The organism is Bradyrhizobium sp. CCBAU 45384, assembly GCF_028128665.1.
In the GTDB taxonomy this organism is placed as follows: domain Bacteria; phylum Pseudomonadota; class Alphaproteobacteria; order Rhizobiales; family Xanthobacteraceae; genus Bradyrhizobium; species Bradyrhizobium manausense.
Genome location: NZ_LBIZ01000084.1, coordinates 1 through 12,040, shown reverse-complemented (window position 1 = coordinate 12,040; position 12,040 = coordinate 1). Strand labels below are relative to the sequence as shown.

The 12,040-nt window shown below is 61.2% G+C and carries 5 protein-coding genes and 4 pseudogenes; 3 read left to right on the top strand and 6 right to left on the bottom strand.

All coding sequences use genetic code 11. From position 1 onward, the window contains the following. Positions 1 to 146: 146 nt before the first annotated feature. From XH80_RS05380 to XH80_RS43900, 3 genes and pseudogenes are all read right to left on the bottom strand, one after another. Entirely contained in the window at positions 147 to 536 is a 390-nt protein-coding gene (locus tag XH80_RS05380; RefSeq protein WP_271597660.1) for a response regulator, read from the bottom strand. After that, a complete protein-coding gene (locus XH80_RS43905; protein WP_442869120.1) occupies positions 533 to 1,792 on the bottom strand; it encodes a sensor histidine kinase in 1,260 nt (419 codons plus the stop codon). The genes XH80_RS05380 and XH80_RS43905 overlap by 4 nt, the downstream gene beginning before the upstream one ends. Before the next feature lie 21 nt (positions 1,793 to 1,813). Beyond that, a pseudogene (locus tag XH80_RS43900) lies at positions 1,814 to 4,060 on the bottom strand (GAF domain-containing protein); the annotation flags it as partial. Positions 4,061 to 4,307: 247 nt separating this feature from the next. On the opposite strand from XH80_RS43900, the gene XH80_RS05370 reads away from it, so the two are divergent. Both XH80_RS05370 and XH80_RS05365 read left to right on the top strand, forming a co-directional pair. Further along, the gene (locus XH80_RS05370; RefSeq protein ID WP_271597658.1) at positions 4,308 to 5,744 is read left to right on the top strand and encodes an IS1182 family transposase; all 1,437 of its coding nucleotides are present in this window, start codon (positions 4,308 to 4,310) and stop codon (positions 5,742 to 5,744) included. Between the two features lie 315 nt (positions 5,745 to 6,059). Then, positions 6,060 to 7,832, top strand: a pseudogene (locus XH80_RS05365) (caspase family protein). 313 nt (positions 7,833 to 8,145) lie between these two features. Here XH80_RS05365 and XH80_RS05360 read toward each other — a convergent pair. Together XH80_RS05360 and XH80_RS43895 are read right to left on the bottom strand one after the other, a co-directional pair. Continuing rightward, positions 8,146 to 8,598: a pyridoxamine 5'-phosphate oxidase family protein gene (locus tag XH80_RS05360; RefSeq protein ID WP_271597657.1), complete on the bottom strand. Its 453-nt coding sequence runs from the start codon at positions 8,596 to 8,598 to the stop codon at positions 8,146 to 8,148. Between the two features lie 143 nt (positions 8,599 to 8,741). After that, positions 8,742 to 8,998 (bottom strand): annotated as a pseudogene (locus XH80_RS43895) (NAD(P)H-dependent oxidoreductase); the annotation flags it as partial. Between the two features lie 228 nt (positions 8,999 to 9,226). On the opposite strand from XH80_RS43895, the gene XH80_RS05350 reads away from it, so the two are divergent. Then, the gene (locus tag XH80_RS05350; protein WP_271597655.1) at positions 9,227 to 10,066 is read left to right on the top strand and encodes a DUF1194 domain-containing protein; all 840 of its coding nucleotides are present in this window, start codon (positions 9,227 to 9,229) and stop codon (positions 10,064 to 10,066) included. A 539-nt stretch (positions 10,067 to 10,605) separates the two neighbouring features. Here XH80_RS05350 and XH80_RS05340 read toward each other — a convergent pair. Next, positions 10,606 to 11,352, bottom strand: a pseudogene (locus XH80_RS05340) (IS66 family transposase); the annotation flags it as partial. Positions 11,353 to 12,040: the final 688 nt, after the last annotated feature.

Genomic DNA, 12,040 nt, shown 5'->3' with positions numbered 1-12,040 from the left:
CTTGGCACTCTCGTGCCGGTGGAGGAGCGGTCCACAGCATCAAAAGCGGACTTTGGAGATGTCGTTCCCATCTCAAATTATGGGGCCAGCGGTTGGTGCGCATCAACCGGAACGCATACCGTCATCGGCCACGAGGATGGTGGCGGTCATGCGGCTTGCTCGATCCTTGCGTCAATCTCCTGGCGCAGCGCCTCGAAATCGATCGGTTTGGTCAATAGGTTGGTCGCGCCTTTCTCCAGCGCTTTGCGCTTGGTTTCGGCATCGCCATAAGCTGTGATCATGATGACGGGAACATCGGGTCGGGCCGACCGCACGATCGGCAGCATCTCCAGCCCGCTCATCCCGGGCATGTTGATATCCGACAGGATCAGGATGAGGGTGGCATCGCGAATCTCGAGCGCGCGTTGCAGCGCGACCGGCGCCGAACGTGCAAACTCCATTAGAAAACGGCCGCGCCGCAGATCGCGCCTGAAGTGCTGACGGAACAGCACTTCCACGTCGGGCTCGTCATCTACGACCAGGATATAAACGCTCAACTCTTGCCTCCGGTCTGCAGTGGTGCGGTCGCAGTGCGCGGCAGCGTGATGATGAATTCGGTAAAGGCGCCAGGCTCGGTATCGACGTCGATCCGTCCGCCATGCTGCTTTACGATGATATCATGGCAAATAGAAAGGCCGAGCCCTGTTCCTTCGCCGGCCGGCTTGGTGGTGAAGAATGGATTGAATATGTTCTCCTTGACCTCAGCGGGAATGCCGGCGCCATTGTCGCGAAACCGGATTTCAACGGCGCTGCCGAGATTTCTTGTTGCTGCGCTCAGCCTTGGCTCGAAACCGTCGCCGGCGCCTTCCTTGCGCTTCGTGGCTGCGTAAAAGCCGTTTGAAATCAGGTTGAGGAACACTCGCGTGATTTCCTGCGGGTAGAGTTCGACCGTCTCCGCGGTGGGGTCGAGGTATCGCTCGACCGTGATGTTGAAGCCCGGCTTCTCCGCGCGCGCACCGTGATAGGCGAGGTTGAGACTTTCCTCGACGATCGCGTTGATGTCGGCGGGACGACGCTCGCCAGAACCTTGGCGCGAATGCTGCAGCATGTTCTTGACGATGGAATCGGCCCGCTTGCCGTGCTGGACGATCTTGCCCAGATTGGCGCGCAGGGTGTCGGCCAATTCGGTGATCTCGGTGCGCGCATTGTCGTCGAGCGTCACTCGCCCGAGCGCCTCATGCAGTTCGTCGATCAGTTCCACCGATACGCTGGAGAAGTTGTTGACGAAATTGAGCGGGTTCTTGATCTCATGCGCGATGCCCGCCGTGAGCTGACCAAGTGAGGCCAACTTTTCGGTCTGGACCAGGCGATCCTGAGCCGCCTGCAAGTCACGCAATGCGGCCTCGGCGGCATCGCGTGCCGCGCCGATAGCTTCCTCCGCGCGCTTTCGCTCTGTGATGTCGGCATAGATCATCACGAAGCCGCCGTCCGGCACTGGATTGCGGCGCACCTCGACGACGCGACCGTCCGGACGCGTCCGTTCGTAACGCATTTCGTGCCTCGTATCTTCGAGGGAGCGGCTCAGTTGCGTTTCGAGATCGGCCGAGCCGAACTCGCCGCGCGCAGCGAGATAGTGGAAAAGTTCAGCAAGGCGCGGCCGCGCGGCAAGCAGGGACTCCGGCAGGTCGAGCATCTCCTGCAAATTGTGGTTCCATGCCGCCAGGCGACCCGCGGCGTCGAACATTGCGACAGCGTCACCCATATTGTCGAAGGTTGTGCGTAGTTCGGCCTGGCGCTCGCGTAACTCTCCCAACAGCCGAGCATTCTCGATCGCGATCGCGGCTTGTGCGGCAAATCCCTCCAAGATGGCGATCGCGTCCTCGGTGAAGGGCCTGACTTCGCGTCGGCCGCAGACGATCATTCCGAGAAGCGTCTCGTCGCGACGCAGCGGCACGAACAGCGCGGTACGAATCCCGCCAAGTTCGACTGCACCTCGCATCACCGGATGGTCGATTTCGGCGCAGTCGGCGAGGTGCACGAGGCGCTCGCCGGCGAGCAGGCGCCGGCCGGCGGGATGATCTGATGCCCGAAAACCCCGTCGCAAGATATCGGCGAATTGTTCCGGCAGATCATGCACCGCGACAGCGCGGAACCGATCGCCATCGTAGACCTGCAGGCTGCCATAAGCGACATCGCAGAGGCGGTGTGCCTTCAGCAGGATGGTATTGAACACCGGCGCGAGATTGCCCGGCGATGAATTGATGACTTGCAGCACTTCGGCGGTCGCGGTTTGTCGCTCGAGCGCTTCGCGTTGCTCGGTCAAGAGCCGCGCATTCTCGATTGCGATGACCGCCTGGTCGGCGAAGGTGCACACCAGTTCGATCTGCCGTTCGGTAAACGGCTCAGGTCGTTGGCGCGCCATGCTCATCATACCAATCGGCTCGCCGTCGCGCAGCAGCGGCACGCCGAGGAGCGCGCGTACTCTCGCGAGCTCGAAGATCTCGGGAAACTGATATTCCGCGTCGGCGGTGATATCGGCGATCTGAACGGCGCGGCGTTGCGAGATGACGCGTCCGGTCATCGTGCGCTGGCCCGAAAGCCCGGAAACCGGATGAGTATCAAGGTACTTCTGCAATCTGACGGCGCCAGCCGCCGCTTCAGGAGTCGAACTGACGGCCGCGATGTAGCGGAAGACGTCGCCATCGCGCTGCGAGATGAACGCCATCTCAGCCTCGCATAAATGCGCCGAGGTCCGGGCGACCGTCTCCAGCACGGGCTTGAGGTCGAAGGTCGAGCGGCTGATGACCTTCAGCACATCGGCGGTCGCGGTCTGATGCTGCAAGGATTCAGTCAAGTCGGCTGTGCGCTCGCGTAGCTCGCCCAGGAGCCGCGCGTTCTCAATGGCAATGACGGCTTGAGCAGCAAAATTCCGGACTAGCGAAATCTGCTTGTCGTTGAACGCGCGTACTTCCTGCCGGAAAAACACCAGCTTGCCGATGACGTTGCTCTCCTTGAGCATTGGCACAGCCAGGACAGTTCGATAGCCGCCGAGCTCGGCGGCTGCCACCGCCAAAGGGTCGCCTTGAAGGTAAGGTTGCTCGATGGTGATGTCTGTCGTTTGCGCAACCTGCTTGGTTGCTACTGCGCGGCCAAAGGTGATGTGCGGATTGGGCCGTACCGGCCCGCGCAGCATGAAATCAACGAATGCTTGCGGCGCGTTGTGGGCCGCGCCCAGTCGAAAAGCATCACCCTCTGCCAGCATCAGCATGCCGAACTTGGCCTGGCAGATGCGCGAGGCGTTCTCCAGGATCGCAGCAAACACTGGCTGAAGATCGCCTGGGGAACGACTGATGATCTGGAGCACTTCGGAGGTTGCCGTCCGCTGTTCCAATGCTTCTGTAAGCTCGTCGGTGCGCTGGCGCAGTTCGCCCAGGAGCCGCGCGTTGTCGATGGCAATCACGGCCTGTGCGGCGAAGTTCTGTACGAGCGCGATCTCCTTATCGGAGAATGGTCGCACCTCCTGACGGTAGACGTTGAAAGCGCCAAGCAGGGCGTTATCCTTGCGCAGCGCGATGCTGATCAGCGTGCGCGCACCGCCCAGGTCGACATAGGCGCGGCGCACGTGATTGCCGGCCTGATAGAGCTCTGTCGCCGCCAAATCCACAACATGAACCAGACTTTGACCGCGCACGATGTCCAGAAGACTTGCCGAAGCCGCCACCGGCACAGGCTCGCGGACAAACTCGGCGAGCGCGGCTGGCACCGCGTAGGTGGCGGCGACGCTAAATCGCTCCCCGTCGTAAGTCCAAAGAGTGCCAAACCCGGCTCTGCACAGCCCTATCGCTTTCTCGAGCATCGCCTGAAACACCAGGGCGAGATCGCCGGGCGAGGAATTGATGACCTGCAGCACCTCCGCGGTCGCGGCCTCCCGCTCACGTGCTTCTTTCAGTTCGCGGGTGCGCGTGTCTAGCTGCTGTTGCAGGTCGGCAATGGATGGGGCTGCGCTCGACGGGTTGGGCGCTTTTCGCCCGCTCACGCGCCGCTCCTTGACCGGATGCTCACTTCCGCTGCGTCGCCGCATCTCGCTCCCCCGGATGGGTCAGAACGATGCTCAAGCTTATACAAATTCGCAGTTTCGCGCCATGGCCGGGAAGCGCTATGGGTCAAAGGCTGCCCTCGGCAGCCAGCATGCCCTTGGTCGGGTCATCTCTCGGAAGCCGACACCACCGTGCTCTGGGCTGAGGTCAGCCACGGGCCCAGGCTGTGTGAAAACGCTCTGTTTGGAGTGATTCGCGCGATAAGATTCCCTGCGTTTGCGGGGGCATCCAATGAAGCGCTTTGTTGAAGGATTGGATCGCGGCCAGAGCACATTGTTTCCGGCATCGCTCGATGACTATGTGGCAGAGGACAACCCGGTGCGAGCGGTCGACGTGTTCGTCGATGGTCTCGATCTCGACAAGCTCGGGTTCATCGGAGTCCAGCCATTCGACACGGGCCGACCCAGCTATCACCCGGGCACTATGCTCAAGCTCTACATCTACGGCTATCTTAATCGGGTTCCGTCGAGCCGATGCCTGGAGCGGGAATGCCTGCGCAATATCGAGATGATCTGGTTGACCGGGCATCTGGCGCCGGACTTCAAGACGATCGCGGACTTCCGCAAGGACAATGGCAAGGCCATCCGTGAGGTCTGTCGCGAGTTCGTCGCGCTGTGCCGCAAGCTTGAGCTGCTCAGTACCGGGAGCGTCGCCATTGACGGATCAAAGTTCAAGGCTGTCAATGCACGGGATAAGAACTTCACCGAGGCCAAGATGAAGAGGCGTTTTGAGCGCATCGATGAGAGCGTCGCCCGGTACCTCTCTCAGCTTGAAACCGCCGATCGGCATGGGGATGCGGTCCCAGAGGTGAAGGTTGAGCGGTTGAAGGGCAAGATCGAGAAGCTCAAGGAGGAGATCGTCCGGCTCAACGCGATCAACGCGGAAATGATGAAGAGCAAGGACAGGCAGATCTCGCTCTCCGATCCTGACGCACGCTCGATGGCTACAAGTGGCAAGGACACCGGCATCGTTGGCTACAACGTGCAGATTGCTGTTGATACGCAGCATCATCTTATCGTGGCTCACTATGTGACCAACGTGGGCAACGATCGCCACCAGCTTGCCGACATGGCCGAACAGGCCCGTGCCGAGATGGCTGTCGAGACACTCGAGGTCGTTGCTGATCGCGGCTACTATGACAGCGAACAGCTTCGCGCCTGTGAGCAGGCCGGCATCACGGTCACATTGCCGAAACCGATGACCTCAGGCGCGAAAGCCGCAGGTCGTTTTGGCAAGCAGGACTTCGTCTATCTTGCTGCCGAGGACGTCTATCGCTGCCCTGCTGGCGAACGGCTGACGTACCGCTTCACCGGCCAAGAGGACGGTAAGATGCTGCGCCGTTACTGGACGACCGCCTGCCAAAGCTGCGCGCTCAAAGCTCAGTGCACGACCGGCCCTGAGCGGCGCATCGCGCGGTGGGAGCACGAGGCCGTGCTGGAGAAGGTTCAGCAGCGGCTCGACCAAGACCCCAACAAGATGACCTTACGCCGCAAGACGGCCGAGCATCCCTTCGGGACCATAAAGGCCTGGATGGGTGCCACGCACTTCCTGATGCGAAGACAGCACAAGGTTGCGACCGAGATGGCGCTGAACGTGCTCGCCTACAATATGAAACGTGCAATAGCGATTTTGGGTTGCCGAACCCTGCTGGAGGCGATGCAGACGTAAGGAGTTTGTATCGGAGCCAACTCTAGCCGCGAAACCGATCCCGGGCCTCTCGACTTACCAGTCGGCAAAAGGGTTATCACACAGCCTGGGCCACAAGCTGAAATACACTTTCTCGACGCTCGCTACGAACTGGCTTTGCGCCGCGGCGCTTGTGCCCGAGTATGAAATACTACCTACCATCGGCCCTCAACGCGCGTTTGCCAGCCCCCTGTGATCGGCATCACATACCGTCCGCTTGCCTTTCGCCACGCTCTGGATACGCTGCTACCATTGATTTGGGTCATTTTTGCCGTGTGGCTCGGATGCGGACCGGCGATGGCCGAACGGCGCGTTGCGCTGGTGATCGGCAATTCGGCCTACAAGAGCGCCCCGAGGCTCGCCAATCCGGTTAACGACGCCACTCTGGTGGGTGGCATGTTCAAGACGGCCGGCTTCGACAATGTCGATGTAAGGGTCGACCTCAATGCCGCCGGCATGCGCAGGTCGTTGCGCGAGTTTGCGGGCCGGACCCGCGATGCCGACGTTGCCGTCATTTATTATGCCGGCCACGGCATCGAGCTCGACGGCACCAACTATTTGATCCCCACTGATGCCGCGCTGGAGACAGACGGTGACGTGCTCGACGAGACCGTTGCGCTTGACCGCGCGCTGTTCGCCGTGGAACCGGCCAAGCAGCTGCGGCTCGTCATCCTGGATGCCTGCCGCGACAACCCGTTCGCCAAGACCATGAAGCGGACAATCGCCTCGCGCGCGATCGGCCGCGGCCTTGCCAAGGTCGAGCCGACCAGCCCGAACACCTTGATCGCCTTCGCTGCGAAGGCAGGCTCGACCGCCTCGGACGGCGATAGCAAGAACAGCCCGTTTGCCACCGCGCTGGTCGAACGCCTGCCGACGCCGGGGCTCGATCTGGGCAAGGCGTTCCGTTTCGTCCGCGACGACGTGCTCAAGGCCACCGGCAACAAGCAGGAGCCCTTTGTCTATGGTTCGCTCGGCGGCGACGACGTGTCGCTCGTTCCGGCGAAGCCGGTCGCGGCTGGACCGCAGGCCAGCCCGGACAGCGAAATCCGGCGGGACTACGAGCTCGCGCTCCAGATTAGCACCCGCGACGTTCTGGTCCTCTTTCATCAACCGCTTTCCAAGCGGCTTCTATATCGACCTTGCGAAGGGCCAATTGTGCAAGATTGTCACCGAAGAAACCCGGGCCGCCGCCGCGGAAAAGGTGAGGCAAGCCGAGGACGAGAAGTCTCGGCTTGCCGCCGAGCGGGCCAAGAAAGCCGAACAGGACAAGGCAGCTGCGGCCGCCAAGGCCGCAGAGGACGCGCGGCTAGCGGCAGAGAAGGCCAAGCAGATTGAGGAAGCCAAGGCAGCCGCAGCAGAACAGCGCAGGAAGGATGCAGAAGCCGCCGTCGCCAAGGCGCTGGCCGACAAGCAGGCCGCCGAGAAGGCGCTCGCCGACAAGATCGCAAGCGACAAGGCGGCCGCAGAAATGGCTGCGAAGCAGGCGGCGGACGCGAAAGCGCGGGAGAGCGAACAGAAAGTTGCCGCCGTTGACCCGACCTCTTCACCGTCGAGCCTATCTCCGCAGGAGACTGCGAGGCTGGTACAGTCCGAACTCCGCCGGGTCGGCTGTCTCGCGGCCGCGGCCGACGGCGACTGGAACGCGTCATCGCAACGCTCGCTGACGCTATTCAACAAATACGCGGGAACGAAGTTTGACGCCAAGCAGGCGAGCTTCGAAGCGCTCGATGCCATCAAGGCCAAATCAGGCCGGGTCTGCCCGCTGGTCTGCGAGCACGGCTTCAAGGCCGATGGCGATGCCTGCGTGAAGGTCACCTGCCGCGCGGGCTATCGCGTCAACGACGCCAACGAGTGTGGGAAGACGCCGAATAAGAAGCCGGTTGCCACCCGCGAGGATGCCAAGCCGCGAGACGACGAGAGAAAGAAGAGCGAAGCCGCGCCTGCAAAGCCGCAGGCCACGGGGCAGTTCTATTGCAACTCTCAGATAGCCGTCCAGTGCGACAAGGGTGCCGCTTGCAGCTGCCCAAGGGTGCTTTCACTCACGGAATAATGACTGAGGTGTGCGATTGATAACGAGCTTCTCTTTGCTAACGAAGTCCGTTTCGGGTCTTGGCTGCGTGAAAACGCTAAGAGGCTTGAGCGCGATAGAAGAAGTTGTTTGTCCAAGACCGATGTCGCGCGCAACGTCGAAAGTGCCTTCAACTTTGACGACGAACTGTAGAATCCAATTCTAGTCGTGTTTCGCACTTTTGCGTTTTCACGCAGCCAGGGTGAAGAGCGACATAATTGCTGCGCGGCAGTAAAATGTCGCGATGAGCCAAAGGCGACATCCAGTCACCCCTCAGACCGTCTCGGTAAGGGACGTGCTGGATAGAAGCTGCGTTCAGCACGTGACGAGATCGGTATGGCCAAATCCCTTGGTGTAGTCGAGCACTGAGATCACGGTTGGCGTCAGCCGAAAGATGCGAACATCTCCGGGCATCGGCAGCGCACCCGGCATGGATTTCTGTTCCGGATATCTCTGGAATAGCAGCCGCAACGCTTTTTCGCCTTCGACCGGATCGTTGACCACTTCGGCCCGCGCCGCCATGGACAGCCCGGTGATTTCCATTACCTGCGGCGTGTCGTCGTCGATCGCGAGAGATGCGCGGTTATCGCGGGTCAGATTGGATGCCTTTTGGCTTTCTTTCCCGCACAGGAAATAGATCGCAAAGCCGTCGTTGGCGTAGCCCACGGTAGTTACCTGGGGCCAGCCGTCCGGACGCAGCGTCGCGATACGCATCGTGCGGTGCTGATCGAGCAATGCCTGAATCTTTCGCCTGGATACGTCGTCCATGGTCATAGACCTTCACGTTCGCCCACAGCAAGAAACACAATAGCAAAGGTGAGCGAGGCGAGGTTGAGGCAAATCAAGACGGAAGCTGGGGCGTGGGCCGAGCTCGATCGTGCTACGGCCGGTGCAGCGATGAGAGTCCGCCGTTAGTTGCCGCATCGGCCGTATCCGCGCATGTCTTCGATCCAGCGCGCACGTTTATGCTCGTCCGCGAATGTAAGTCCACAGAGACTTTCGTGGATCGGCTTTATTACCAGCAATAGACCGCCGCGGGCATACCCATTGTTACAACGATGCGGTCCGAACGCCAGGTAAGCAGGCGCCTCGGGAAATGTCTCTCCCTGGCGAAGCCCGGCCGGAAGATTTGTTCTAGAAAACCTTTGGACATCGCCGGCATAGTTCCCGGGGGTCCATCGCAGCAACCGCCGACACCTATCAGCGCCCGCATTCCCTCAATGTTCGTGCGGTGGAAGCTGGCAACTAGCGGCACGGAAGTCGGCCTAGTCGGTACCGCTCAAGGCGCCGCGCCAACCAGTGTACATGCAATCCCATTAACTTGAACGCGACGAAGGCATGTTCTGCTTTGTTTGATTTACCTCTCGTGCCACCATTGGGGATGCGGAGGTCCACGATGCAGCGGTGTGTCTCATTGGGTGCGGTCATCCTCGGTAGTCTGCTCGCCGGCAGCGGTGTCGCCGGAATCGTCGCGCCGAGCCAAAGATCGGAAGTGGTGGACAAGCAGGCCGCGCCTTCCGTCGACGTCGAACTCGTCATCGCGGTCGACGTCTCCTATTCCATGGACATGGACGAGCTCGCGGTCCAGCGGGAGGGCTACGCACAGGCCATCGTGTCCAAGGAATTCCTGCAGGCGCTGCGCTCCGGTCCAAACGGCAAAATCTCGGTGACCTACTTCGAATGGTCGGCCTCCAGTGACCAGAAGATCATCTTTCCTTGGCGCGTCGTCGACGGCCCCGAGACAGCCGACGCCGTCGCCAACGAGATCATGCAGACGCCGGTCCGGCGGGGATCGCGGACCTCGATCTCTGGAGCCATCCTTTTCGCCATGCCGCTGTTCGACCAGGATCCGCAGCGGGGATTGCGGCGCGTGATCGACATTTCCGGCGACGGACCGAACAACAACGGCGACCCGGTCACGCGGGTTCGCGACGAGGCGCTGGCGAAAGGCATCGTCATCAACGGACTGCCGATCATGATCAAGGAGCCGTCCTATTCTACGATGGATATCGACAATCTCGATTGGTACTACGAAGATTGCGTCATCGGCGGGCCCGGCTCGTTCGTCGTGACGATCAAGGACCGTGACCAGTTTAAGGAGGCGATCCGTACGAAACTTCTGCTCGAGGTCGCCGGAAGGAGGCCCGAACACCGCATCGTTCCGGTAGCTGAAAAGGAGCCGCGCGTCAGTTGCACGATTGGCGAGAAGATCTGGCAGGATCGCTGGGGGCGATGAGACGGGCTTCGTCCAAGCGGGCGTACGCATGACTGATTGACCGCCCTCTCTCTTGCGCTCGCGGTCAAGTTGCGGAAACATCCGACGGCCGATCGCCATCGGGCTAACGGCGAGGAAAAACGAACTTGAGCATGGGGTGGGGAACGGCGCAACGCCCTTGCACCAGGCGCCGAATAGCTGGAAGTCGGTCCCGTAGGCCCTGCGCGTTGCCTGGACCTTCGCTGCCTTGGCATGTCCGACAGCCACGGCGATCTCGGGAGCCATTTTTGCCGATGAGCCACTAGGAACCGGGCTCGCCTTGGTGTCCTGATTGATGAGTGCCATGCATCAAACGGGTCGGGCAGGGGCCGGTGGTCTGGGCTAATTTCTACACTGCCTATCAATGCGCCGACCTGATCGGGAAACGCTTTGCGCCACTCATTGCAGAGGAGCGCGTGCGGTCGCTGGAGGAGTTCAACGTCGGAGAGCCGCCCGCCAGGGGATCTCCCCTGCCAGCGCGAGAGAGCGTAGCGGATGGCAGCGACGAGCTTGATCTTCTAGCTGATGAGAGCCAGCTTGGCGCGCAGCCATACCTCGAAGGCATCAGCCAGTGGCCGGCTTCTCTGCTGACGCCGAGGCGACGCTCGTCCGCGCATGTGCTTCAGCGCCTCGCTCGCGATCGGCGCGGGACCGGACTGTCGCATGCGCACCCAGCAGAAGCCGAGTTCGACCTCGCCACATTCGGCAAGCTTTGGATAGGCATTGTAGCCATCGACCTGCAGGACGGCCTTGAAGCCGGCAAGTTGGCTGAACAGCCGCTCGGCTTTGCGGTCGGGTGCATAGATATAGGCGATACCGGGTCCGAGTGGATCGGGGCCGCCCCGAGGCCTGTCGTCGGCGGCATAGGCCCAGAGCTGGCTAGACTTGGTGCGCCCTCGACCAGGAGCGAGCACCGGCACCGTCGTCTCGTCGGCGAACAGCTTAGACCTCGCTCGAAGCACCGTGAGAAGGCGCTCATGCAGCGGGCGCAGATGGAAGGCAAGATGCCCAACCCAGTCCATCAGTGTCGATCGATCGAGAGCGAGCCCTGGCGGGCATAGATCTTGGTCTGCCGGTACTGCGGCAGATGATCGGCATGTTTGGACACCAAGACCTGGGCGACGGGTGCCTCCGTCGGCAGTCAACCGGGCCGGAGCCTCGGCCTGCAGGACGCCATCTTCGCAGGCTCGGCAGGCCTATTTGGGACGTCGGATGACGACAACGCGGAACTGCCCCGGCACCATGTCGAGCCGTTCGCTCTTGTCTTCCGATCTGGTGCAGGCCCCCGTTATCGACCGTGGCTGCGTCCTGTCAGGGCGACGAGTGCATGGAACTCTGGTCGATCACGCGTTTGCAAGTGCGGCAAATTGCGGCCGGATTCTATTCGGTGAAATGTGATTTTTGTAGATCGACCGTGCGGGATCAGCTTTCGAGGCATGCATTGATCAATCGTGGCCCAAGACGTTCAAGCGCATTGCCAGTTTGTAACTTAGAGTTGTGTTGCCGCGATCGCATTGCGGCCTCTGGAGCAAATGATGTACTTCACACTCATCAAGTCGGAGGCGGCATCGGCATCGATGCAATGCAGCCTGTCATTGCCGGAAGCTCTCCCCACCACGGCGCGGCCGCGGTTCTCGACGCTAGCGGCCCGACTTTCGGAGCCGCATGATCGATTCTCGGCCATCAGGCTTGCCGAGAAAGCCGGCTGCCCCGGACGGAGCGAAAGCCGTGGCCCTCCTCTCCCGGGTGTCGCGCGGGATATGAGAGCGCGCGATTGCTGTCCAACTGTCAGCGAAGCCCGCCCGCGGGACGTCGCCAAACAACTGAGCGAGAGCAAATAACCTAATGGCTACGACGCGCGCGATCCATGATATGAGCCAGTCAAGGAAGGCCGCTGCAAGCGGCTGGATCGGGTCGGCTCTCGAATATTATGACTTCTTCATCTACGCGACCGCC

Bases quoted from the DNA above. Each gene is read 5' to 3' on its own strand.
- XH80_RS05370 (WP_271597658.1), top strand. From the start codon at position 4,308: ATGAAGCGCTTTGTTGAAGGATTGGATCGCGGCCAGAGCACATTGTTT.
- XH80_RS05360 (WP_271597657.1), bottom strand. From the start codon at position 8,598: ATGGACGACGTATCCAGGCGAAAGATTCAGGCATTGCTCGATCAGCAC.
- XH80_RS05350 (WP_271597655.1), top strand. From the start codon at position 9,227: ATGCAGCGGTGTGTCTCATTGGGTGCGGTCATCCTCGGTAGTCTGCTC.